A 25,899-nucleotide genomic window follows, 5' to 3' on the forward strand; every position below is an offset into this window, starting at 1 on the left:
TTGGAAGACAAAGCGCATTTTTCTTAGATGGCCACAAAATAATGATGGATAGGTAACGGAATCAATATTCTGTTACTAGTTTTCTAATACGAGGTGCGATCGCCCCTATCTTAATTTTCTCGTACCGTTTTGTTCTTTCCACTTCGGAAGCAAAGTTCGCTTTTCCTGTTCCCTATCCGGGAGTAACAGACCCCTACGGGAGCGCTTGTGCGAGGAGCGATCGCGGACTTCGCCCAAACTATGAAAGAACACTGCTCTCGATAAAGAATGTTTCAATTCCCCCTTATTCAGTTCTGCCGTCGTTCTACACCGCAGTTTTGGACTTTGCATCCACTCATATGATACTTAATCTGACAGCGTGATAGTGATTGAAACAGAGACAGTAAATGCTTTTATTAAAGTCTGTCAGAAAAATAGTCAATTGTTTTACATTGGTTAATTAAAGCAATATGTAGACAGCTTTTAAGGCTAAAAACAATAAATATTACCACTGCTAAATCTCGGGCCGATCGTGGTAATTTTTATTACTTTGTTAGCCCTAAACGAGTGGAAATTTGGTGAGACAGTATGCCAGTACGTTCAGATAATTTTTTGATTTCAAAGCAATTACACAATTGAAGTTGACAGCATCTTAAAAAAAGCAAACAATAATATTTTCAGGGATATTTACCTCTTTTGATAGATGAGTTCGCATTTGATAAATTTTGTGCAAAAATAGCTATCTTTATATCAGAAAATTTTTATCAAAACTTATGCATTCTTAATTTTTTTATAAATAAAAATCCTTTATGATTATTTGTAGTCTCAATTACATTTAGCAAACTTCAAAGATTCGGCGAAGAAAATCTCTGCTTTCACTCAGTTTTGATTAGCAAGGAGATCATCGTGGAATGTCTGGCTTATACGGAAATGGCTCTTGCCTATACAGAGCCAAATCCAGATGAAATTCGTCTGCCCGAGATTAAATTCAATTCTAATTGGCACCAACATTTCAAATCTGCTGGGTTAATTTTCGCTAGTATTAGCATTTTGTTAGCAACTCTGGCTCCTATCAAAGAAGTTTCAGCATACTATAGCCATCCAGGTAAATATTATGTAAGAACAAACGGTGGTTGTCTGCATGTCCGCACTGGACCAGGTACTCACTATAGATCTGTTGCGTGTTACCCAAATGGCTCTCGACTGCGGGTCGTAGGATACAGGCATGGGTTTGCTCGTTTATCTAATGGTTGTTACGTTGCTGCCCAATGGATTAGACCCAAACGTGTTAAAGACTGTATCCATTGTTATGGATATAGAAGAGTTAAGCATTATTACGGCCATAGAAGAGTTAAGCATTATTATTCACGTTCACGTATTCTCACAATCGGCTCTCGAGGATCGGCGGTGATACGAGTTCAAAGAGCTTTAGGAGTAAGAGCTACTGGATACTACGGTTACGCCACTGCAAACGCAGTCCGACACTTCCAAGCAAATAGTGGCTTAATTGTAGATGGAGTAGTTGGACCTCAAACACGAAGGGCATTAGGAATATACGCTGGAACATACTATTAAGAAGATTTCAGCAATAAGCTTGTTTTCAAAGCATCTGATGGTTTTATCTGAGAAATTGATTAGCGTTACTATACCTTTCATGGACTGAACTGAAAGGTTTTTTTATGTCTACATACAAGTCTGCGCTCATACGAAATCTGCTCCCTATGACCCATTACCTAAATTTGTAGAGACGTAGCATGCTACGTCTCTAATCTGAGTTACTAGACTTTTTGATTTCGGCTAAAAAAGCCCCAAATAATTTTGCACAATTTGTAAAATTCGCTCTGCCGCATGACCATCTCCAAAAGGATTGATGGCATTTGCCATTGCTTCATACGCAGCTGGGTTAGCTAGCAACTCAGCTGCGTTAGCAACTATTGTTTCTGGTTGAGTTCCTACAAGTTTAGCTGTACCAGCCGTAACAGCCTCTGGTCTTTCTGTCGTTTCTCGCAGAACTAAGACTGGTTTGCCAAGACTAGGTGCTTCTTCCTGCAAACCGCCAGAATCGGTGAGGAGGAGATGCGATCGCATAATAGCCCCCACTAGTTCCGCATAATCTAAAGGTTCTGTTAAAAAAATCCGGGGATGATTCCCCAACATTGCCTGCAACGGTTCTCGTACCGTCGGATTGCGGTGTAACGGCAACAGCAAAGCTGTATCAGGAAACTTATCTAATATCTGTAAAAATCCTTGGGCGATTCCTTGCAGTGGTTCTCCCCAATTCTCGCGTCGATGCACGGTTGCCAACAAGACACGATATTGACTCCATTCCAGCCCAGGAATATCACAGGCAGGTTCAGTTGCTGCAACATTCAACAGTGCATCAATCACCGTGTTACCTGTCAGGTGAATTTCACCTAAAACACCGGAATGATGAAGATTTTTTACAGCCAAGGGCGTTGGCGCAAAGTGTAACTGAGTCAGTTGCGAAATCAGTCGTCGATTGGCTTCTTCTGGGTAAGGATTAAATAAGTAATCAGTTCTTAAGCCAGCTTCTACATGTCCTACAGAAATTTTGTGGTAAAAGGCTGCCAAAGTTGCTGCAAATGCTGTGGTAGTATCTCCCTGCACCAAAATTAAATCTGGCTTGTTTTCTTGGAATAATCCTTCTAATCCTTGCAAACTGCGGCAAGTAATATCAGTCAAAGATTGCTGCGGCTGCATAATTTCCAGATCGCGATCCGCCTTGAGGTTGAAAAGCCGCATCACTTGCTCAACCATTTCGCGATGCTGTCCGGTTAAAATTACTTGTGTCTGGAAGCTTAGAGAATTTTGGAAAGCTTGAATTACCGGTGCTAGTTTTATCGCTTCCGGGCGAGTGCCTAAGATAATGTAAACTCGTTTGTCATTAGTCATTAGTCATTAGTCATTAGTCATTAGTTAATGGTCAATAGTTAATGGTCAATGGTAAATAGTCAATACCCATAAAGGACAAATGACAAATGACAGATGACAAAAAAGCATGAAAAAACCCGGCATAACCGGGCAGGATGCACTGTTTGTCGAATTTAGCAGTTTAGTTATAGTTTGATATCACAGGTTAGTGGGCAAGCAGCATAGACAGTCTTTTGCATTTCTTCTGTTTCTCCATGCAACCAGCTTAACCATTTAACTTCTTTAGGGTGAATACCTTTAGCAGTTAGTACACCTGCACCAACAACAACTGCCAAAACATTAAACAGAATTAAACCCCCTGCCACAAGCAAAACAGCACTAACTGGCATAACCGATTGCAAAACAATCGACAACAGACATCCAACCGTAGCCATCAAAACAACTAAAGGAAAACCGACAACCAGCAAGCATACTGCCAATGTAAAAGTCCATATCAAAAAGCTTTTAACCATTAACAAGGAATCGGTCTTGCCTAAATCGGACGTGTGTGAAAAAGCCATAACTTTTCTCCCAAATACACAAATTAAAGATTGGAATTCAGAAGCATCTCGTTGGTGTTGATAACCAAAGGGATCAACAATTAGTGAAGTTCAGTATATAAAAACCAATTGAGAAGATGAGCATTTATTTAATAAAATTTACAGTTAAGCTTTTCTAATGATGGATGAAGGCTAACTGGGCATTTTGACAGAAAACTAGTTTTTGCCATCTATCTTTAGGCATATAAGCTACAGGTTACTACCTCATTAGATAGATATAAAGACTATGATTCTGGTAATTTTAACATTTCTTATAAAAATCAAAGATAATTCTCATAATTTAAATTTGACTAAAGAAATTATCTAGTGTTATTTGCCAATAAGAAGGTTGGAGGCAGAAGTTGAAAAGCTTATTTTCTAAGCTTTTTGTTTTTTTTGAATAGTCGCATTTTTTCTGTTGTGATGTACTAGCGTGAATTGCTAGAAAATTTTCTCATTTCAGTTCGCAAGGTATTGAAGTATTAAATTATACTCTTATAAAGAGTATAATCACTGGGGATATTTTATAAGTATGGTGTGTTAAACATTAATTAATGCTCTATTCAAATCAATCTATTTAACTAATAGACCATTTAAATTCAGAAAAAATGATACAAGCAGGGGTGATGAAATTGAACTGTCCGTAACAAGTTATTCGCGTTATCTAGTTTGCTAGCAAGTCAACCTGCAACTATAGCGATCGCAGACAATGGCATCTGCCAAAGGTCAAGCACCATTCAATCAGCCATCAGTTACCAGTATTCACTGATAACTATTCAACATTCTGCCTGTCAATTAAAAACCGATTTTTAGTATCAGCAAAGCGCTTCTCCCCTAGCAAGGAGATTAGTCAACGTGCAATCATCTTGAAGATAATATGTCAGAATCACAAAATCCATTAAATTCGACCCCAACTGTAGACCGTGGTGTCCCTCCACTTCCTCCACCACCACCAACGATTAGCACGCAGCGCCAATCTACACAAACTTTGGTAATAGACCGCAGCCGTAGCGCTCACCCTGCAGCACCACCCCCACCACCGGCTTCCACCCCTGCTTCTGCTCATCGTCCGGGGACTCCGCCACCTATCCCCAGTCCCGCGCGTGCCAAAAGCAACAGTTTACACCCTACTTTAGACCAATTAGTAAGGGAAGCTTATGATAAAGGCATATCCGACATTCACTTAGGCGTAGGCGAACCGCCGCGCTTCCGCAACCGTGGAGAAATTCAAACCACAGATTATCCAGAAACAGATAAAGAGACTTTCATGAGTTGGTTGCGGGAGGTGCTGACGGAGGCAGAAATTCACCGTTTTGAAGAACATCTAGAATTTGACGGTGCAACTCAATACGAATTTGCTCGCGTGCGGATCAACATTTTTGACTCTCTCAAAGGCTACGCAATGGTAATGCGGTTGATTCCGCTCAAAATCTTAACTATCGATCAGTTGCGCTTACCCCCAGTTTTTAGGGATATTTGCCATTACCACAAAGGTTTGATTTTAGTGACGGGCCCCACTGGTTCTGGTAAATCCACCACAATGGCAGCGATGATTGACTACATCAATAAAGAGATGCCCAAGCATATCATCACCATTGAAGACCCGATTGAATTTGTACACAGAAGTCAAAAGTCCTTGATCAAACAACGGGAAGTGGGAATGCACACCCGGAAATTTGACAATGCCTTGAAAGCAGCTTTGCGGGAAGATCCAGATTTAATTCTGGTGGGGGAAATGCGAGATAAAGAAACTGTGAACACAGCCCTCAAAGCTGCTCAAACAGGTCACTTGGTAATGGGAACCTTGCATACCAACAGCGCTGTGAAAACGATTGAGCGTATCCTCAATCTCTATTCAGGCGACGAACAGGATGCAATGCGGGTGGCACTTTCTGAATCTTTAGTGGCCGTGATCGCCCAAGGTTTGTGTCGCACGACGGATGGCAAGCGTGCTGCTTTCCACGATATTTTAATCAATACTGATGCAGTCAAAGACTGGATCAAAGACGGTAAGTACGATGAAATTACCGAGTTAATGAAACAAGCCGGTTTTGATGGCATGATTACTATGAACCAGTCTCTGTTCAACCTCTACCAAGAAGGTCGCATCACTGAAGAAACTGCCTTGGAGATGTCACCAACTCCTAACGAAATAGCCCAGATGCTTCGAGGTCGAGTGTAAGAATTAGGGACTAGGGAATAGGCGAAAATTATGAATGATGAATGTTGAATGATGAAAATTTCATAATTCATAATTCATAATTCATAATTCATATTAGTTCTGCGATTACCTTGACTCTAGACAAACTAACCTTACCCCAGTTGTTCAAAGGCATTGCACTGTTTACGCCCGGAGGAGATTTAATTTACTGCATCGACCCTCATAAACAAGGTCGATGGCACTTGCATTTGTGCGCGACTTTGCAAGAGATCCTAGACTTACCAGAACCGCCACATTTTTTAGTACCTTGCTACACGGCGACTATTGACCACTGGTTAGATCCGCGCACCCAACAAATACGAACTTTTGCCGAAGCTTATCCAGCTGTGATGCGACATCAAGCTGTGCTAAATGCGATTTTTGGTACAGGTGAACTGGTCTGGCAAAGCGCACCTTGGCAGGAGGGATTATGCGATCGCATGGTGTTGACAAGCTATCGTTCTTTGTTCCCGCAACTTTGGGAAGACCATGACTTGATTGTGCGTTTAGATCCTTTTGAAGCAGTGCCGTACTATCAAGAATCAGCAACACTACAAGTACAACCAAATACACAAGGCTATGTCCTCCGTCTGTTTGTTGCTGGGCATAGTCCCGGCATTGAACGCATTCTTCAGAATCTCCACGAACTTTTAGAACGATTTCTGGGTCAACCGTATACACTCAAAGTTATTGATGTTGTCACTCATCCAGAACAAGCAGAAGTGAATCAGGTGACAGCAACTCCCACTCTTGTAAAGGTTTGGCCTGTACCGATTCGGCGCATTGTTGGTGACTTGGATAATGTAGATAAAATTTTGCAGATGTTAGGGGCTAAAGAAAAATATTAAGCTCATCCCCCGACTAAAGTGTTAAGGGATGAGATTTATAGGCGTTGCTGAATCAAAATATGAATTTACAATTCATATCAAGTCCGGCTAATTCATGTTCATTAAAAACCCTCACCCCGTCCTGTCGGACACCCATCTCCCAAGTTGGGAGAGGGGCAGTTCTTGTGAGGGCAGATACGATAACTAATCAAACGGATTTGATATTACGGATGTGTAGAGACGTAGCATTGCTACGTCTCTACTACAGAAACGTATACAAACATAATTCATAACCAAATTCAGCAACGCCGATTAAAAAATAGGAGAGGCAAGTAGTTCAACAAAGGTGCGTCTTCCCAGTGAAAAACAGCTATTTAGCGTTTTCAGGCAATGCTGATGGATATACACCCTTGACAATAAGTACGGGTTTGTTGTTGTATTCTTTTTCTATCTGACTTCGCAGTTGTTGATCCCAGCCCAAATTGAATTCTCTCTCAATGTCAGCGATCGCAAGTTCGCGAAGTGTACCAGTAGCAACAATCCTACCGCCTTCTTTAATTAGTCCTGTGTTCTTAAGTGGACTTGTTACTAGGACTAACAAGTTGTCAGTGCCAAAGAGTGCATCGTTCTCAAGGGTAAATGCTTGAGGACTGTAAATAGTAGCAACTTCAGCAGGTACGGCAATGACCTTGTTGTAATATGTTTGCGGTTGTTCGGCGATTTCACCTGGCGTTGGCGCTAGCGCAATGGATTGGGCGATAATCGCTGGTCTACCTTCATACTCTCGATATAAATCTTGGTTCCCTAAATCCAAGCCGTATTCTTGCTTAATAGTATTGGCATTAAACTTAGCAACCGTACCCGTGATTTGCAATTGTGCATCTTGAGGTTCAGGCAGGTTAATAGGGTCGCCTGAAGCATTCACAACTAAAATTCTTTCACCACCGAAAACCTCTGAGTCAGAAATTGTGAATGCATTATCATTAAGCCTTTGAACGGGTTCGCTTCTGACAGTTACGGGCTTACCGATCAAAGCAGCTGTTTTTTCACTGACTTCCTGTGTGGTAACATTTTCTGCGTTTTGTGTAGGTTCAGGAGCAGCAGGAGCTTCTGTTTGTGTTGCTGGAGATGGAGATTCAGGCGCTGCTGCTTGCTCATTGTTATTGGCACAAGCAGGAAGAAGTAGCGCCATGCATGAAATGGCTATTGCACCTATGCGGGTGTTCCAACCACCTTGAGAATTGTTATGTTTACTTAACCTTGTCATTTTTCCTCCTTGTACTTTTTTAGGCTCATCTTGCCTAAAGTTCATTAAGTCCGGGTTTGATATAATTTTTTTCGTACTGGTTGGGACAAGCTTAATATTCTGTTTGTGTTTAATTAGTCATTAAATTATTCCGAAAAAGTTTTATTTATTGACCTTACTAAGGTAAAGAATATAGATACTTTTTACCTTCTATCTAAAGAAGGAGAGCAAATATTCAATTAGGCAGTAAGCTTCTATGTGGCAATACGGTTCAGTTAGCCTGGAATGAGATATGTCACAGGGGTACAGCATCAGTAAGATTGTCTTGCTTACCTAAAAGATTTTGGATGCCGTACCCCTGCAATTATTTTTATCTGAACTGTATTGTCTATGTCGTTCGTTAATTAAACGTCACAACAGAGCGAATCGATTCACCCTTGTGCATTAAATCAAATGCATGATTAATCTCTTCAATTGGCATCACATGGGTGATTAAATCGTCAATGTTAATCTTACCTTGCATGTACCAATCAACGATTTTTGGCACATCTGTACGCCCCCTCGCACCACCGAATGCTGTACCTTTCCAAACACGTCCAGTTACTAGTTGAAAAGGACGAGTACTAATTTCCTCGCCTGCACCAGCAACACCAATAATTACACTCACACCCCAACCTTTGTGGCAGCATTCTAATGCTTGACGCATGACTTTCACATTGCCAATGCATTCAAAACTATAGTCAGCCCCACCTTTGGTTAAATCAACTAAATAAGCAACTAAATCACCTTCAACTTCCTTGGGGTTGACAAAGTGTGTCATACCAAATTTTTCTGCCAAGGCGCGTTTTTTGGCATTTATATCTACCCCAACAATCATATTTGCCCCTACCATCCGCGCTGCTTGGATCACATTTAAACCAATTCCACCCAACCCGAAAACTACTACATTTGCTCCTGGTTCTACTTTCGCTGTATTGATAACTGCACCAATACCCGTTGTGACGCCGCAGCCAATGTAACAAACCTTATCAAAAGGTGCATCTTCCCGAATTTTGGCAACAGCAATTTCCGGCAGCACCGTATAGTTAGCAAAGGTAGACGTACCCATGTAGTGATGAATTTTTTTGCCGCCAATAGAGAAGCGACTCGTTCCATCGGGCATGACACCGCGCCCTTGAGTAGCACGAATGGCTTGACAGAGATTAGTTTTGAAGCTCAAACAATATTCACATTGACGGCATTCGGGAGTGTATAGGGGAATAACGCGATCGCCACTTTTGACACTGGTGACGCCTTCTCCCACCTCCACAACCACACCAGCACCTTCATGTCCCAAAATTGCTGGGAATAAACCTTCGGGATCTTTTCCAGAAAGAGTGTAAGCATCTGTATGGCAAACTCCACTGGCTTTAATCTCAACCATCACTTCCCCAGCTTTGGGGCCTTCTAGTTGCACAGTTTCAATAGTCAACGGTTTACCTGGTTCGTAGGCTATTGCTGCTTTAACTTCCACTTTCAGTTCTCCTGTTTTGCTTAATCGATCAGCTGATCTGAGTTTATTGCAGGGCACACATAACGAAATTATTTGTAACTTTTCAGCAAAATATAGATAGAGACATTTAAAAACGGAACTATAAAATAATTAATCAACCGTTAAATTACTCTTAATTTTTTACAGCTTATGAATCCTGCCCTAACTAAAATCGGCGCTCAAATGTCAGAACTAACGGGTGTTAGAGCGATTATGAAGGACGTTATTGAAACGCTACGGGCTGGTGCGGGGCAGCAATTTATTAATTTGAGCGCTGGCAATCCGTTGATATTACCGGAAGTAGAACAGTTATGGCGGGATTGTACGGCAGAGTTGCTAGCTAGTTCAGAATATGGGGAAGTCGTTTGTCGCTACGGTTCCAGCCAAGGCTACGCACCACTAGTTGAAGCGATCGCCAATGATTTTAACAAACGTTATGGGTTGAATTTGAGCGATCGCAATATCCTGCTCACTCCCGGTAGTCAAAGCCTTTATTTCTACGCTGCTAATTCTTTCGGTGGTTACACTGCTAAGGGCGAGTTAAAACAAATTGTTTTGCCCCTCAGTCCCGATTACACTGGTTACGGCGGTGTCTGCTTGTTTCCAGAAGCCCTAATTGCCTACAAACCAACTCTGGATATCGACGCTACGGCGCATAGATTCAAATATCGCCCCGACTTCAGCCAGTTGTCGATTACAGAAAATACGGGTTGCGTAATTTTCTCTCGTCCCTGTAATCCTACGGGCAACGTGCTGACCGACGATGAAGTGCAAAAAATCGCTGCTATTGCCGCACCTTACGATGTGCCAGTTTTGATTGACTCTGCCTATGCGCCTCCTTTCCCTGGTTTAAACTTTACTGAGATGTCACCCACCTTTGGCAATAACATTATCCATTGCATGAGTTTATCCAAGGCTGGATTACCAGGAGAACGCATCGGCATTGCCATTGGTGATGAAAGGGTAATTCATGTACTGGAGTGTTTCCAGACAAATATGTGCATTCACCCATCGCGCTACGGACAAGCGATCGCAGCCCGTGCAATTAATTCGGGTGCGCTGGTTGAAATTTCTAATACTGTCATCCGTCCCTTTTACCAAGATAAATTTACAGTTTTGGAAGGTGCTTTAGATGAAGCAATGCCCAAAAATTTACCTTGGTTTCTACATCGCGGTGAAGGGGCAATCTTTGCATGGTTGTGGTTGCAAGACTTACCCATGACAGACTGGGAATTTTACCAGCAACTCAAGCAAGTAGGTGTCATTGCTGTGCCTGGTAGCACCTTCTTCCCCGGTTTGCAACAAGAGTGGCAGCACAAGCATGAATGTCTGCGAATCAGCCTCACTGGCAGCGATGAGGAAATTGCGACTGGAATGCAACGTTTGGCAAAGGTGGCAGAGGAAGTTTATCGGCGTGTGGCTGTGGGTGTTTAGTAACCATTCTCCGACTATCACGGCGCGGAGCTTTGTCCCCCTCCCAAGACGAAGCGCAATATAAGGTGCGTACTTATCTTGTTTGCGGAACTTACGGGCGAGGTTACGGTTGACCAGAGGATGTACTCACTCCTCACCCCAAGAACTCAATTTGCGTGGATACTCGCTACACCACTCGGCTACTGCTTGAGCCTGGAGACGAGTTAATTTCCTGCATTTAGCCATTTCACCGTGTTTCAATTGTATCAGTAAAGCCGTTTTAAAAGACGGGGTTTCAGACCCAAATTTTCGATGAGAATGAACCACAAAGGACACGAAGATCAGGAGATGAAGAATAAAGAGAAAAAGGAGCAGGAGAAGCAGAGACACAGGGGTGAAAACAAACAACCCCTCTCCCCATCCTCCCATCCCCCCATCTCCCCCTCTCCCACTTCCGAATTAGACGGTTGGTTAGAAATTGGTACGATTGTCGCACCTCAAGGTTTGCATGGTGAGGTGCGAGTTTATCCTGACTCAGACTTTCCTGAACGGTTTGAAGTGCCAGGAAAGCGCTGGTTATTGGGTTCTGAGGAGGCGGAACCGCAAGTGGTGGAATTACTGTCAGGACGATATGTTGAAGGTAAGAATTTGTATGTAATCAAGCTGGCTGGTGTGGATAATCGCAATCAAGCAGAGGAATTGCGCGGTTGTAAGTTGTTGGTTCCAGAAAGCGATCGCCCCCAGTTGGGTGAAGATGAATACCATGTCCTGGATTTAATTGGTTTGCAAGTTTTCATGCAGGAGTCTGGCGAACTCGTGGGTACAGTGGAAGATGTTATTTCTGCTGGTAATGATTTGCTAGAAGTGAAGTTAAATCAACAACCAACAACCAACAACCAACAACAAAAGACTGTTTTGATACCGTTTGTGAAAGCGATCGCACCACTGGTAGATTTGGAAGCTGGCAAGATTGAAATTACGCCACCACCTGGGTTATTGGAAATTAATTATTAGGCAGTGACATTTATGCTGGTAGCTATAAAAGCATAATCTGGCTATTGCTACTGTCGACTCCCATGCATACCGAAAAGATTGTTCGCAGGTAGGATGGCCTTTACGCGGAAGGTAAATAAACTTGCATGATGAATTCGTCGATATTCTTTTTTAATGGAGTTCGACATGACATTAGCAAGCCCTCCGCAAACAAAGCCTTTAACGAATGAAGAACTACGTAAGATGAACGCCTATTGGCGTGCAGCTAACTATCTGACTGTTGGGCAAATTTATCTCCTCGACAACCCCCTCCTCAAAGAACCCCTAACGCTAGAACACATCAAACCCAGACTCCTGGGCCACTGGGGAACAACTCCGGGTCTCAATTTCATTTACGTTCACCTCAACCGGATCATCAAAAAATACGACCAGGATATGATCTACATCGCTGGTCCCGGTCACGGCGGCCCTGGTATAGTCGCCAATACCTATCTGGAAGGTACTTACAGTGAGTACTACCCCGCTATCTCCCAAGACGAAGAGGGGATGAAGCAGCTGTTCAAACAGTTCTCTTTCCCTGGTGGAATTGGCAGTCATTGCACCCCGGAAGTTCCCGGTTCTATCCACGAAGGCGGCGAACTTGGCTATTCTGTAGCCCATGCCTATGGCGCTGCTTTTGATAATCCTGACCTGATAGTTGCTTGTGTGGTCGGTGATGGCGAAGCTGAAACCGGTGCCTTAGCTACTAGCTGGCACTCTAACAAGTTTCTTAACCCGGTGCATGATGGTGCAGTCCTTCCCATCCTCCACCTTAACGGGTATAAAATTGCTAACCCTACAATCTTGGCACGGATGGGTCGTGAAGAATTGAACAGCCTGTTTGTAGGTTACGGCTATAAGCCGTACTACGTTGAGGGTTCCGATCCGGAAGCCATGCACCAATTAATGGCGGCAACTCTAGATACAGTCATCCAAGAAATTAAGGATATTCAAGCAGAAGCCCGCAATCATGGCTTCACCAAGCGCCCGCAATGGCCGATGATTATCCTGAGAAGCCCCAAAGGCTGGACGGGGCCGGAGGAAGTAGACGGGAAAAAGACAGAGGATTTTTGGCGATCGCACCAAGTTCCTTTTGGAGGAATGGCTTCAAACCCAGAACATATCAAGCTTCTGGAACAGTGGATGAAGAGTTACAAACCAGAAGAACTTTTCGACGCCAATGGCAGGCTAGTACCAGAACTTGCAGAATTGCCTCCCCAAGGAAAACAGCGCATGAGTGACAACCCCCATGCCAATGGCGGTATTCTATTGCGTGACCTGAAAATACCCGATTTCCAAGACTACGCTGTGGATGTTCCCGAAGCAGGTAAGGTTATTGCCGAAGCGACCAAGGTGATGGCAAAATTCCTGCGGGATGTAATGAAACTGAACCAGGAAAGCCGTAACTTCCGCGTTTTTGGCCCAGATGAAACCAAATCCAATCGTCTAGATGCTGTGTTTGAAGTCACAAATCGGACTTGGGTAGCTGATACTATCCCCGCAGACGAAAACCTATCTCCCGACGGTCGGGTGATGGAAATTCTCAGTGAAACTACTTGTCAAGGTTGGTTAGAAGGCTACTTACTCACGGGTCGCCACGGCTTCTTCTCTTGCTACGAGGCGTTTATTCACATCGTTGACTCGATGTTCAACCAGCACGCTAAGTGGCTGGATACTTCCCGTGACATTTCTTGGCGCAGACCAATTGCTTCCCTCAACTATCTGCTGACTTCCCACGTGTGGCGGCAAGACCACAACGGCTTCTCTCACCAAGACCCCGGTTTTATCGACGTTGTAGTCAACAAAAAAGCAGGGGTAATTCGCGTGTATCTGCCCCCCGATGCCAATTGTTTGTTGTCGGTAACAGACCATTGCCTGAGAAGTCGCGACTATGTCAACGTGATTATTGCTGGCAAGCAACCCGCATTGCAGTATCTTGATATGGATGCGGCTATCAAGCACTGCACTGAAGGTGTTGGTATTTGGGAATGGGCAAGCAACGATCGCGGTTCTGAACCGGATGTGGTCATGGCCTGTGCTGGGGACATTCCCACCTTGGAAACCTTGGCAGCAGTAGACATCCTGCGGCAGAATTTCCCCGATTTGAAGGTACGGGTAGTAAATGTAGTAGATTTGATGGTGCTGCAACCACCTGGCGAACATCCCCACGGTTTAAGCGATAAAGACTTTGACAGTATTTTCACCACTGACAAGCCGATTATCTTTGCTTTTCATGGCTATCCCTGGCTGATTCACCGTCTCACCTATCGCCGCACCAACCACAAGAATCTGCACGTACGCGGTTACAAGGAGGAGGGAACTACCACTACACCCTTTGATATGGTAGTTAGGAACGACTTAGACCGCTTTAACCTAGTAGATGACGCGATCGACCGAGTACCGAAGTTGGGGTACAAAGCTGCTTACGTGAAGCAAATGCTGCACAATAAGTTGATTGAACACAAGCACTACATTGCTAAGTATGGCGAGGATATGCCAGAAATTCGTGACTGGAAGTGGCCGTACTAAAGACAATTTTTTTGTAGAAGTCAGAGGAAAAAAAGGGGAACTTAAGTTCTCCTTTATCCTCTGCCAAAAAATTTGGCGGACTAGTTCCATTTCTATAGAAAAAGCTTGAATCCCTTGCCATGCCATTCCAAAGTTGAAACAGAGGGATTCAGCTTTATTGTTGCATTGACACTCCTCAGCCGTCATGCTGAGGATTCTTGCTTCAACCGTCCTCCCTAGATACCCAAATGCAAGCATTCAAGTATCCCCGTTTGGATACGTCCACAAGCTCACACGGACTGCCCGACCGCGTTTGAAAAGGTTTTTAAGACGCTTGTTTTTACTCCCACATTTATACAAGATTTAGGATTCATACTACCAGGGTTCCGGATCAGGACTTGTCCGCTTGACCTACTTCGTTTTTTTTGTGTGCGCTTTACCGCTAACACCAATTTTATCACAAAAGCCGTCCTACAAGGACGGGGCTTTAGACCCAAATTTTCGGTAAGGTTTATCGCAATTTTGTATTTTGACTCTAGCATCAAGTTATTGAGATAAAATAGCATTATTTATAAGATAGCTTTTCTTTTAAAATGCAGTACGTTAAGTATCATTAGTGATAAATACTATTTTACAAATACCTTGCAAATAGGTCAACATAGTCTTTGTTTACAAAAATTTATATTTATCAATGCAAATAATTTTCAATAACTCTGATAATATATACCCAGCAATTATTGAGAGTAAGACTCATTAAGCTGATTAAATTTTCTCCAAAATTCTCAGGAGGTAACGCCTTCACTAGAACAAAGAAGAACAAGGGAAGGACAAGGAGGACAAAACAATTCAAAAGTCAAAAATCAAAATTAAAATCTTTACTTTTGACTTTTGAATGCGTGACTTTTGACTTCCCGAAGGGTGTCTCACCCATAAAGACAATTTCTGAATCTGAATCGATCTCATAGCATGGCTATGCAAACTTTGGGGTCAATTTCCTTATGGTCAGGAAATACCTGACTAATCGGCATGTTAAAAGAGCATCTCTGCCTTTTTGTGTAATTTCACGAATTTCTAGGTTATCTATAAGGTGTCAAATGTCGAAAAAAATTGGTCTTTTTTACGGTACTCAAACTGGCAAAACTGAATCTGTTGCTGAAATGATTCAGGATGAGTTCGGTAGTGGTGTAGTGATGTTACACGAGATGTCCCAAGTAGATGCTACCGATTTCGATGAGTATGAATATTTGATTGTCGGTTGTCCTACTTGGAATATTGGTGAACTTCAGAGTGATTGGGAAGGCTTTTTTCCTGAACTCGACGATATAGATTTTACTAACAAGTTAGTTGCCTATTTTGGTACTGGTGATCAGATTGGCTATGCTGATAACTTCCAGGATGCAATTGGTATTCTGGAAGAAAAAATTTCAGAACTTGGCGGTAAAACAGTTGGCTATTGGTCAACATCTGGGTATGATTTCAACGAGTCTAAAGCATTGAGAAATGATAAATTTGTCGGACTAGCGATTGATGAAGATAATCAACCTGAACTAACGGCAGAACGAGTAAAAGCTTGGGTTGCTCAGCTAAAGAAAGAATTTGGTTTGTAGAGAGTTTTTTTACGAATTTATCGAGATGACTTCAACAGAGTGTCTGCTTAAAAGTTAAAGTTTTGAGTAAAAAACACAGAATTCAGTATTCAAGAATTTAGAATAAACTTGAATACTGAATTCTGATTTGATTATTTAGGCATATCAGTTAAAAACAATTATTTAAATACACATCAATTTCACTTAAAAATCAGAATTCATAACTTTCAATTTTACCTATGATAGGTATTTATGTCTAATCAATTTGATGTTCTCTGGTTAAATGCTAGCCAAAGTTTGAAGGGTTTTGATCTGCCATTACTTCAATACTTGTCCAAGCATCTTTTGATTGCCCGATGGGAATACTATCAAACAAAAGATGAAGCTAGTTCTATAGACACAGCTGTAACAATGCTGTATGACTTTTTAAAATCGCACGATCGCCCAGTTAATCTGGCAGGTCACGGTATGAGTGGTGCGATCGCCTTAATGTTTGCCCGCCGCTATCCTCAGCGAGTGCGATCGCTGGCACTGTTAGCTGTCGGATCTCAACCTGCGAACACTTGGCACGCGCACTATTACCAGCAAAGAACACTTTTACCCCTGAGTCGCGAGCAAGTTTTACTAAACAACGTTGGTATGTTATTTGGGAATCAACCTCCCCATACCACTCAGAAGCTAATGGCTGCCCTCGATAGAGATTTAGACGAATCTCCCACCTTACACTCTCTGCTGCGATTGGTTAATTTCCCTAAGGGAGGGGTTGTGATGCCTATGTTCGTATGTGGCAGTAAGACCGATCCAGTTGTCAGCCCACCAGAATTATACGACTGGCGGCATTTGCTCAAGTCAGAAGATACCCTATGGGAATGTGCAAAAGGGTATCATTTCTTTCACTACTTCTATCCTCAACAGGTTGGAGACCAACTACTGAGTTTTTGGCAACGCTTTACTCAAGACTCAGAACCCAAGACAAACATTAAAACAAGCCAAGCAAATACGCCCTCATCAGATGGGACTGTCAGGATGGGAAAGTAAAGATATAGAGGGATTGGGTATTGGGTATTGGGTATTAGGTATTGGGTACTAGGTTCCTAATCCCTAATCCCCAGTCCCTAATCCCTAGTCACCAATCCCCGATCCCCGATCCCTTATTTCCTTTGTTCAAATTTCCATCACAGGAGGCAAAATCTTGGCTAAGTTAAAAGTTGGCATAAATGGGTTTGGTAGGATCGGACGTTTAGTGTTTCGTGCTGGTATCAACAACCCCAACATTGAGTTTGTAGGTATTAATGACCTAGTACCACCAGATAACCTCGCTTACTTGTTAAAGTACGACTCCACCCACGGGATGTATAAGGGAAGCGTTGAGGCAAAGGACGATGGCATCGTTATTGATGGGCACTTTGTTCCTTGTGTATCGATTCGGAATCCAGCAGAATTGCCTTGGGGTAAATTAGGTGCAGATTATGTAGTTGAATCTACGGGACTGTTCACCAATTACGAAGGAGCGGCAAACCACCTCCAGGCAGGAGCAAAACGGGTAATTATTTCCGCTCCCACTAAAGATCCAGAAAAGATAAAAACTTTACTAGTTGGTGTCAATCATCACCTATTTGATCCAGCAAAAGACACGATTGTATCTAATGCCAGCTGTACTACTAATTGTCTGGCTCCGATCGCGAAGGTCATCAACGATAACTTTGGCTTAACCGAAGGGTTGATGACCACAGTCCATGCTATGACCGCTACCCAGCCCACCGTAGATGGCCCTTCTAAAAAAGACTGGCGGGGCGGTCGCGGTGCAGCACAGAATATCATCCCCTCCTCTACAGGGGCAGCAAAAGCCGTAGCACTGGTATTACCAGAGTTGAAAGGGAAGCTGACTGGTATGGCCTTCCGGGTTCCTACTCCAGATGTCTCTGTAGTTGATTTAACTTTTAAAACTGCCAAAGCCACCAGTTACAAAGAAATCTGTGCTGCCATGAAGTCCGCCGCAGAAGGAGAGCTAAAAGGTATTTTAGGTTACACGGAAGAAGAGGTTGTTTCTACGGATTTTCAGGGAGATGCTCGGTCTAGCATCTTTGATGCTGGTGCTGGAATTGAACTGAATTCCAACTTTTTCAAGGTTGTGGCATGGTACGACAACGAGTGGGGCTACTCGAATCGCGTACTTGACCTGATGGTAGCTATGGCACGAAAAGAAGGATTGCTGTAGGACGCAAGCAGGCATTTAGGTAGTATTCACTACATATACTTTCAGCATTATTAGGGGGCGCAAGGTTGGAGGTAAGTCCTCCAACGCGCTTCCTCTAGAAGGCAGTCTACTCAACCAACAACAGCAAGGATCTCAGTACCGCAAAATTAATGCAATGTGTCGATGACCGGATAGTGCTCCATCGTCCAAAATTGCAACGTTTCCGCCCTTCGCCAACACGACTTCGATAATTTCATCCACGGCATCATCCATTACCTCTGTGCCGCCTGAGCGATCCACCAACTCCAGCCTGCCGTCTTCAGTAACGATCGCAGGCACATGATAGTTCTTTTCAATCAACAGCAGTTTTCCCCGACCTTCCTGCGCCAATTGCCACACTTCCTCGATCGTAGAGACGACCTTTTGAGCACCCACCGCATGATCCAATTCTTGCAGCGCATTGATTTGTTGCGCCTCTCGAACAGTCTGGATGATTGACCACACTTGAGGAGCCAGTTCGGGAATCGTCGCTTTGTCAAAATTGCCGATTAAGGTGCCTGCGATCGATGATGTATGTTGCGAAACCTCCTGAAAGAAGGATATCTGCCGATCCACGCCTCCCACAATTAATGGCAGTTCATCATTTTTGGCATAAGAGGTAAATACACTGTCTACCTGCTGAAAAAATCGGCGATGTCGGTCGTCTACATAGCTAGAATCAGCTTCATAGGGAAGGGCAGTTGTTGCTCCTGGACCTGTCATTTGCATCGAAAAATTCTGATCGTGAACTTCTTCGAGGGTCTCGCCTGTTCCAGCTAATAAGCGAGTAGACGCTTGGCTCAACAGCAGCACCCAATAGCGCAGCGCCCGATGCATAGCATACACCAAATCTCGTGTTGCGAAAGTTTGATCGATCGCAACGCGCGCGGGTACTGGAAACGGGAGGTAGTAAAGTTTAGCAAAGTCGTGGCTGACATACAGTGCTAACCCATCCAGTGTATGAGGGTTATCAATTTCGCTCACGAGTGATTCCAGCCGCTTCAGTAACGGTTCCAACTCGCGATCGGAAAATTCTGCGCGAAGTCGATCCATTGCCTCGTCTACCAGATTTTTGACCCGAATGGGATCTTGTTTGTTATCGGGCCATGTCCGATGGGTCGGCAACAAGATGGAAAGGGCAGGCACTTTGATTAAGGATTGCAATTGATTGAGATCTTGGCGAGTAATCATGAATAGTTCCTAATCATTGTAAGGAAACTCTGCCTGGGGGCTGTCCAGTGATGTAGGTGGATTCATCTGATGCCAGAAAAGCAACCGCAGCCGCGATTTCGTCAGCAGTTCCTGTTCGCCCCATCGGGATGTGGCTTTCAACGATCGCTTTCTTTTCTAAATCGGCTATCCAGCTTTCATTGATGGGTATTATGGTGGCTCCAGGCGCGATCGCATTTACTCGAATTCCCCAATTGGCAACTCCAACGCTAGAGTTTTGGTCAAATTTCCCATTCCTCCTTTGCTGATAGAGTAGCTGAGAGTATGATCTCGCTCTTCCGGCAAACTTCTGATCGGGAGTCATCCGACCAGACAAAAGACCGTGAGCGATCAACCCATAGACCAGCACACCAAGTTAACGATCTTTGCATCTATTTCAATTTAGGTCTACTCTTTATGTAGATAAGTTTTTACGATCAGCATTTCATCAATTTTTGCCTTGTTCAATGGCAGATAAGCCAGTTAAGCAAAATTTTTACTCCGTTAATAAAAATAAGTCAGTTAAGCTGAGGCTAAACAATTTCATCATGACACTACTAAAGAAATCAAAGATTGTGTTGCAAAAACTTTTTAAGGATATGACAACCCAGTTGAGGGGTTAAGCTTTATGCAACAACTCTGAATATATCTGCAATGAATTTTACTCTTACTACAATATCCCTTTTTGCCACTTTTTGAACTTGCCGTTTGCGAATCATGTTTATGGTTTTATAACCAAAAGGATATTCTTTCAGAACAACACTCATTTTTGCAACATAAGCCTCAAACATAGCATAATATAAACAGTTATTGCAAGCTATATTAATAATTATGAAATTATATCAAAAACTCTCATAATCACAGTGCCAATACTGAAAAAAACCTAAAGAATTTGTACTTTAAATACTCAGTTGAGTAAGCGCTACAAGACGAATAATCTATCTCAAGCGACAATTACTGCAAGGGATACAATAAGCAGTGAATATTTACTTATTAATAAAAATGCAAAATGATTTAAGAAAATTGCATGCGATCACACAACCAATCTCAACATAACGTGCCTAGAATAGGGCTGGGGGGTAACTCAGGTCTTGTGCTAAATTCTTCCGGTGTAATTGGTAATAAGTAATGAAAAACATCTTAATTTCCACCAATAAATTACCCATTACCACCGATTCAAACATGAAGAATACTGCAACTCAATCATATAAGTCCTGACCAACCAACATTTAAAGAGGTATGTCATGTCGAAGAATTTACTGGAACAATTGCGAGAAATGACCGTTGTGGTCGCAGACACAGGAGATATCAAAGCGATTGAAAAGTTTAAGCCACAAGATGCGACTACCAATCCCTCCTTGATTACTGCTGCGGCACAGATGCCAGAATATCAGGAAATTGTCGATCAGACTTTGCTCCAAGCAAAGAAAGACCTTGGAACTGGTGTATCCCAAGCTCAAGTAGTTTCTTTGGCATTTGACCGCTTAGCGGTGTCCTTCGGATTGAAGATTTTGCAAATTATCCCCGGTCGGGTGTCTACAGAAGTGGATGCACGTCTATCTTATGATACAGAAGGAACTGTTGCTAAAGCACGGGAGTTGATAGCTCAGTATGAAGCAGCAGGAGTTTCTCGCCAACGCATTCTCATCAAAATCGCTTCTACCTGGGAAGGTATTCGTGCAGCGGAAATTTTGGAAAAAGAAGGAATTCACTGCAACCTTACCTTGCTGTTTGGCCTTCATCAAGCTATAGCCTGTGCAGAAGCTGGCGTTACTCTCATTTCTCCCTTCGTCGGACGTATTCTCGACTGGTACAAGAAAGAAACTGGACGAGATAGTTACCCCTCAGCAGAAGATCCAGGGGTAGTGTCTGTCACAACAATCTACAACTATTACAAAAAATTCGGTTATCATACCGAAGTCATGGGAGCCAGTTTCCGCAATATCGGCGAAATTACTGAACTGGCAGGCTGCGATCTGCTGACCATTTCTCCAGCGCTACTGGGTGAATTGCAGGCAACAATTGGAGAACTGCCTCGCAAACTCGATGCAGCTAAAGCAGCAGAGATGGCAATTGAAAAAATTCCGATGGACAAGGCTACTTATGACAAGATGCACGCTGCTGACCGCATGGCATCGGAAAAACTGGATGAAGGTATTAAAGGTTTCACTAAAGCGTTGGAAACCTTAGAGCAACTGCTGGCAGAAAGACTATCTAAGCTAGAAGCTGATGCTAAAATTGCTGTTTAATAAGCTACAGCAATAGATTATGCCTAAGTAATTGCACTTAATAAAATTCAGCGGCTTCTAAACCCGGTTTCTCCAAGAAACCGGGTTTCTCATGTGAATTTTGAATTTTGATTTGGGAATCATAAATTACGAAGTTTAACCCTTTTGAATTTTAGATTTTGGATTTTATACCAATTTAATGTGAAACTGCACTAAAAGAGTAACCCTCCACTCTTGGCGTTCTTGGCGTCTTGGTGAGACCAGCCCCCCAGAAGGCTTCTGCCTTTAGGGGGGACTGGCGAACCCGGAGGGCGGTTCGTTTTTTAATATTCTGTGTATCTTCATAAAGAATTGGTATTAGATGAGAAATTTTTGAGTTCATGTCCATCTCCTATCGATAAATCGGTTTGGGGATTGCTTAATTCAATATCTTCAAACTCTCTTCTCTCTGTTTAGAGGAGGGTTAATCCAAAATCTAAAATCGTCAACCCAAAATCGAATGACTCATCCAGCCTCTAAACATGGAATTTCTAAAACTAGTTCAGGCAAAGGTAAATTATCTTTCCTGAGTTTATCTGCATGGCCATTTAGCCATCTGGGGATCGGCAATAAGATTTATTTTGGGTATGCGATCGCCATTAGCATTGTTGTTGGGGGTACTGCTGTTGGGGTTATTGTTGGCGATCGCCACTACAACAGTGCAAACCAGCAGAGAATAGTTGTTCGCCAAGAACGCAAGCAGTTGAATAAGTTGCGAAACACTGCTTTGAGCTTCCAACCAATCCCAGAGTTTTCTCCTTATCTTCAAAATCCGAAAAATTTTCAGCAAGCAAAATCAGCAGCGATTCAGCGCATTGCCAAAGTCAAACAATTGCTCAGACAAGTCAATTCCTCTGCTTCAACTTCATCAATTAAAGCTCTCAAGCCGCTGCTTGGGAAATATAACGGCACATTGGAAAACTTCACCCAAAGTTTAGAAATAACTTTGCGTCAGATTGAACCATCAACTTTAAATTCAAGGAAAGTAGCGAAAGCCAAAGAATCACTGACAGATTTGACTACGAGTGAGATTTATACGAAGACATCGACATTTCTAGGTGAGCTAGCAATTGTAATTGAAACTGCCGAACAGCAAGAAGAGAAAGCAGAAATAGCCTTACATCAGGCACAAACCTTGAGAATGCTAATTATTGTTGCCAGCATGGGTTTGAGTACGAGCATTGCTTGGCTAATGGCAGTTTACACCAATCGGGCGATCGCTCGTCCCATCCAAGCAGTTACTGATATTGCTCACAAAGTCGTCCAAGAATCTAACTTTGAATTGCAAGCATCTGCAACCACTAGCGATGAATTGGGGAAATTAGCAACTTACCTCAATCAACTTATTCATCACATCAAAACTCTTTTAGCAGAACAACAAGAAACCAAAATATCCGCTGATGCTGCCAAGAGCAAATTTCTAGCACATATGAGCCACGAACTCCGCACACCACTAAACGGTATTTTAGGTTACGCCGAAATTCTCCAACGCTCTCAAAACCTTACTAAAAGAGAACAACGAGGCATCGAAATTATTCACCAGTGTGGCTCTCATTTATTGACACTCATTAATGATATTCTCGATCTCTCCAAAATAGAAGCAAATAAACTGCAACTCCACCCGACAGATTTTCATTTGCCCTCTTTTCTACAAGGAATAGTAGAAATTTGTCGACTTCAAGCCGAACAAAAAGATATTGAATTTAATTATCAACCTCCAGATAATTTACCCTCTGGTATCACTGCCGATAAAAAACGACTGCGGCAAGTTCTGATTAATTTGGTTGGTAATGCCATTAAATTTACTGACACAGGTAGCGTTACATTGCATGTAAAAGTCAGAAAAAACCAATCATCATCACACGTCTATATTCATTTTGCGATTGAAGATACTGGTATAGGCATAAGTTCTCAGCAGTTAGAAAAGATATTTTTACCCTTCGAGCAGCTAGGAGATCAGAAAAGTCAAAACGAAGGTAGAGGACTAGGGCTAACTATTAGTCAAAAAATAGTAGAAATCATGGGTAGTTACATACTTGTGAAGAGTGAGTTAGGTAAAGGTAGTGTTTTTGAGTTTGAAATAGAATGCCCGATAGCTGATTACTGGACAGAAAGCAGTATTATCACAAGTACTGGTAAAATTATTGGTTATTCTGGCAGTAGAAAGCAAATACTAATTGTCGATGACAGTTGGGAAAACCGTTCATTAATTGTCAATATTTTAGAAACTATTGGGTTTACAGTTATAGAAGCAACTAACGGACAAGAAGGTTTAGAAAAAGCTAATCAATCTCAGCCAGATTTGATTATTTCTGATATAGCAATGCCTATTATGGATGGACGAGAAATGCTATCAAAAGTGCGAGACTCAGCCAAGTTAAAAGATACTATAGTAATTCTTTCTTCAGCCAGTATATTTGATACCGATCGGAACAAGAGTTTAGCAATAGGAGCAAATGATTTCTTGGCAAAACCAGTAAAAATAAAAGAATTATATCGGTCTTTATCAAAGCATTTACAACTAAATTGGATTTATGAAAAAGCAGAAACCAATCAATTAAATCATCCCGAAAAAATATCTAAAATACAAATGATTGTGCCGCCAGAATCTGAATTGATAATGCTAATAGAGTATGCGAAGAAAGGGCAAATCAAGGGAATTCAACAAGAATTAGAAAAGCTTGCGAAAATGGATAATCAATATCAAAAATTTGTTGCGGAATTAGATTGCTTAGTAAAACGCTTTAATATTCAAAAGATTCGCCAGTTTTTACATAAAAATATCAAATTTTAATTTTTTATATACTTTATTTCTAACTTATGTCACTCGAAATGGGAAATAATCTTGAGCAAGAAATAGAAAAAGTCAAAAATACTGAGACTATTTTAGTAATTGATGATAGTCCAACTAATTTAGAAGTACTATATTCTGCTTTAAGTAGTGCAGGCTATGAAGTATTAGTTGAGATGGATGGCATGAGTGGCATTGAACAGATTAAAAATAATCCACCTGATTTGATACTATTAGATATTATGATGCCAAAATTAGATGGGTTTGAAACATGCCGCTTATTACAAGCAGACCTATCTACAAAAGATATTCCGATTATTTTTATAACCGCTCTTGCAGATATAGAAGAAAAAGTAAAAGGTTTAAGTCTAGGAGCAGTTGATTATATTACTAAACCATTTCAACAAGATGAAGTTTTAGCTAGAGTTCACTTGCACCTAAAACTTAGACGATTAAATATAGAGTTAGATCAGCAAAAACAACTCCTAGAAAAACGAGTTGAAGAAAGAACTGTGGAACTTTATCAAGCTTTGGAACAACTTAAGAAAACTCAATTACAACTAGTACAATCTGAAAAAATTTCTTCATTAGGACAGATAGTTGCAGGAATTGCCCATGAAGTTAATAATCCCATTGGCTTAATTTCTACTAATTTGTATTATGCTAAACATTACGTAGGAGAACTGATTAACTTGGTGAAACTTTACCAGAACAATTTTCCATATCCAGGTCAAGATATTGAAGATAGAATGGAAACAATGGATCTGGAGCATGTTCTCGAAGACTTGCCTAAACTAATTTCTTCAATGAAACTAGGGACTGATAACATACGCGGAATTATGCAGTCCCTGCGAAATTTTTCACGCGCTGACGGAGAACAAAAAAAGTCTATTGATATTCATGAAGGAATAGAAACAACTCTGTTAATTTTACAGTACCGCTTGAAAGCTAAGACTAAACGTCCCGCCATCCAGATAGTAAGAGAATATGGTAATTTACCTAAAATAGAATGCTATCCTGGACAACTCAATCAAGTATTTATGAATTTGCTAGTCAATGCAATTGATTCTTTAGATGAGTCATTTGTCATTAAGAAGCAGTGCGTTGCGGAGGTTCCCGAGGGCTGGAGCCGGAGCTTGCATCCGGCTAAGGAAGCCCGTCCCGTTATAACACCTGCCGTTCATTTATCATTAATAAAAGACAAAGAGCAAATGACTATTGACAAAGGATTATCTACAAATCCTCAGATTCGGATTTGTACTAACGTAGACAAAGAACAAGTAACAATCAGAATTTCTAATAATGGCATGGGAATACCAGATTTATTTCCAAGTCAAATATTTCCGCCTTTCTTCTCGACAAAACCTAAGACTAAAGGGAATGAACTAGGACTGGCAATTAGCTACCAAATTATTACTGAGAACCACGGCGGAAAATTACAATGTATTTCATTACCAGATAAAGGAACAGAATTTATAATTCAGATTCCGTTGTAAAAATCTTAAATTTGTAGGGTGCGTTAGCGATAGTGTAACGCACCATATACAGCAGGGAACAGGGAACTCTTAACGGGGAACAGCCTTGAAAGCCTCTTGGTATATAGC

General features: G+C 42.0%; 18 protein-coding genes and 2 pseudogenes. 12 read left to right on the top strand and 8 right to left on the bottom strand.

Annotation, left to right across the window (positions count from 1 at the left end):
• Positions 1-213: 213 nt before the first annotated feature.
• A pseudogene (locus FIS9605_RS46715) lies at positions 214-336 on the bottom strand (Tn3 family transposase); the annotation flags it as partial.
• Positions 337-885: 549 nt separating this feature from the next.
• Here FIS9605_RS46715 and FIS9605_RS0125115 point away from each other — a divergent pair.
• Positions 886-1,554, top strand: a complete 669-nt coding sequence (locus tag FIS9605_RS0125115) for a peptidoglycan-binding protein (protein WP_026735042.1) — start codon at positions 886-888, stop codon at positions 1,552-1,554.
• 222 nt (positions 1,555-1,776) lie between these two features.
• Here FIS9605_RS0125115 and wecB read toward each other — a convergent pair whose 3' ends face one another.
• Positions 1,777-2,892, bottom strand: coding sequence for a non-hydrolyzing UDP-N-acetylglucosamine 2-epimerase (gene wecB, locus FIS9605_RS0125120; protein ID WP_026735043.1), 1,116 nt, complete (start codon positions 2,890-2,892; stop codon positions 1,777-1,779).
• Positions 2,893-3,056: 164 nt separating this feature from the next.
• A complete protein-coding gene (locus tag FIS9605_RS0125125; protein ID WP_026735044.1) occupies positions 3,057-3,431 on the bottom strand; it encodes a hypothetical protein in 375 nt (124 codons plus the stop codon).
• 895 nt (positions 3,432-4,326) lie between these two features.
• On the opposite strand from FIS9605_RS0125125, the gene FIS9605_RS0125130 reads away from it, so the two are divergent.
• A complete protein-coding gene (locus tag FIS9605_RS0125130; RefSeq protein WP_026735045.1) occupies positions 4,327-5,631 on the top strand; it encodes a type IV pilus twitching motility protein PilT in 1,305 nt (434 codons plus the stop codon).
• A 110-nt stretch (positions 5,632-5,741) separates the two neighbouring features.
• Complete coding sequence (locus tag FIS9605_RS0125135) at positions 5,742-6,497, top strand: circadian clock KaiB family protein (RefSeq protein ID WP_026735046.1); 756 nt, start codon at positions 5,742-5,744, stop codon at positions 6,495-6,497.
• 349 nt (positions 6,498-6,846) lie between these two features.
• Here the strand turns inward: FIS9605_RS0125135 and FIS9605_RS0125140 are convergent, their stop codons facing one another.
• The gene (locus tag FIS9605_RS0125140) at positions 6,847-7,743 is read right to left on the bottom strand and encodes a hypothetical protein (RefSeq protein WP_026735047.1); all 897 of its coding nucleotides are present in this window, start codon (positions 7,741-7,743) and stop codon (positions 6,847-6,849) included.
• 379 nt (positions 7,744-8,122) lie between these two features.
• Positions 8,123-9,235 (bottom strand): S-(hydroxymethyl)glutathione dehydrogenase/class III alcohol dehydrogenase, encoded by a 1,113-nt coding sequence (locus FIS9605_RS0125145; RefSeq protein WP_026735048.1) that lies wholly within the window; start codon positions 9,233-9,235, stop codon positions 8,123-8,125.
• A 168-nt stretch (positions 9,236-9,403) separates the two neighbouring features.
• Between FIS9605_RS0125145 and FIS9605_RS0125150 the strand changes: the two genes are divergently transcribed.
• The 6 genes from FIS9605_RS0125150 to gap all read left to right on the top strand — a co-directional run bounded on the left by FIS9605_RS0125150 (position 9,404) and on the right by gap (position 18,010).
• Positions 9,404-10,687 (top strand): valine--pyruvate transaminase, encoded by a 1,284-nt coding sequence (locus FIS9605_RS0125150; RefSeq protein ID WP_026735049.1) that lies wholly within the window; start codon positions 9,404-9,406, stop codon positions 10,685-10,687.
• Positions 10,688-11,014: 327 nt separating this feature from the next.
• A complete protein-coding gene (gene rimM, locus FIS9605_RS0125155; RefSeq protein WP_026735050.1) occupies positions 11,015-11,680 on the top strand; it encodes a ribosome maturation factor RimM in 666 nt (221 codons plus the stop codon).
• 165 nt (positions 11,681-11,845) lie between these two features.
• Positions 11,846-14,227, top strand: a complete 2,382-nt coding sequence (locus FIS9605_RS0125160) for a phosphoketolase family protein (RefSeq protein ID WP_026735051.1) — start codon at positions 11,846-11,848, stop codon at positions 14,225-14,227.
• A gap of 1,073 nt (positions 14,228-15,300) precedes the next feature.
• Positions 15,301-15,813, top strand: a complete 513-nt coding sequence (gene fldA / locus FIS9605_RS0125170; protein ID WP_026735053.1) for a flavodoxin FldA — start codon at positions 15,301-15,303, stop codon at positions 15,811-15,813.
• Positions 15,814-16,044: 231 nt separating this feature from the next.
• Positions 16,045-16,830 (top strand): alpha/beta fold hydrolase, encoded by a 786-nt coding sequence (locus FIS9605_RS38165; RefSeq protein ID WP_051470142.1) that lies wholly within the window; start codon positions 16,045-16,047, stop codon positions 16,828-16,830.
• A 154-nt stretch (positions 16,831-16,984) separates the two neighbouring features.
• Complete coding sequence (gene gap, locus FIS9605_RS0125180) at positions 16,985-18,010, top strand: type I glyceraldehyde-3-phosphate dehydrogenase (RefSeq protein WP_026735054.1); 1,026 nt, start codon at positions 16,985-16,987, stop codon at positions 18,008-18,010.
• A 132-nt stretch (positions 18,011-18,142) separates the two neighbouring features.
• Here gap and FIS9605_RS0125185 read toward each other — a convergent pair whose 3' ends face one another.
• The 3 genes and pseudogenes from FIS9605_RS0125185 to FIS9605_RS44355 form a co-directional block, all read right to left on the bottom strand.
• Positions 18,143-19,219, bottom strand: coding sequence for an AOC03_06830 family ribosome hibernation factor (locus tag FIS9605_RS0125185; protein WP_026735055.1), 1,077 nt, complete (start codon positions 19,217-19,219; stop codon positions 18,143-18,145).
• A 13-nt stretch (positions 19,220-19,232) separates the two neighbouring features.
• A pseudogene (locus tag FIS9605_RS0125190) lies at positions 19,233-19,519 on the bottom strand (SDR family oxidoreductase); the annotation flags it as partial.
• 344 nt (positions 19,520-19,863) lie between these two features.
• Positions 19,864-20,028, bottom strand: a complete 165-nt coding sequence (locus tag FIS9605_RS44355; RefSeq protein WP_197036141.1) for a hypothetical protein — start codon at positions 20,026-20,028, stop codon at positions 19,864-19,866.
• Positions 20,029-20,481: 453 nt separating this feature from the next.
• Between FIS9605_RS44355 and FIS9605_RS0125205 the strand changes: the two genes are divergently transcribed.
• The 3 genes from FIS9605_RS0125205 (at position 20,482) to FIS9605_RS0125220 (ending at position 25,791) form a co-directional block, all read left to right on the top strand.
• On the top strand, positions 20,482-21,486 hold the full coding sequence (locus FIS9605_RS0125205; RefSeq protein WP_026735057.1) for a transaldolase: 1,005 nt from the start codon (positions 20,482-20,484) through the stop codon (positions 21,484-21,486).
• A 478-nt stretch (positions 21,487-21,964) separates the two neighbouring features.
• Positions 21,965-24,298, top strand: coding sequence for an ATP-binding protein (locus tag FIS9605_RS0125215; RefSeq protein WP_026735059.1), 2,334 nt, complete (start codon positions 21,965-21,967; stop codon positions 24,296-24,298).
• Between the two features lie 26 nt (positions 24,299-24,324).
• Entirely contained in the window at positions 24,325-25,791 is a 1,467-nt protein-coding gene (locus FIS9605_RS0125220; RefSeq protein WP_026735060.1) for a hybrid sensor histidine kinase/response regulator, read from the top strand.
• Positions 25,792-25,899: the final 108 nt, after the last annotated feature.

This window comes from Fischerella sp. PCC 9605, from assembly GCF_000517105.1.
GTDB lineage: Bacteria > Cyanobacteriota > Cyanobacteriia > Cyanobacteriales > Nostocaceae > PCC9605.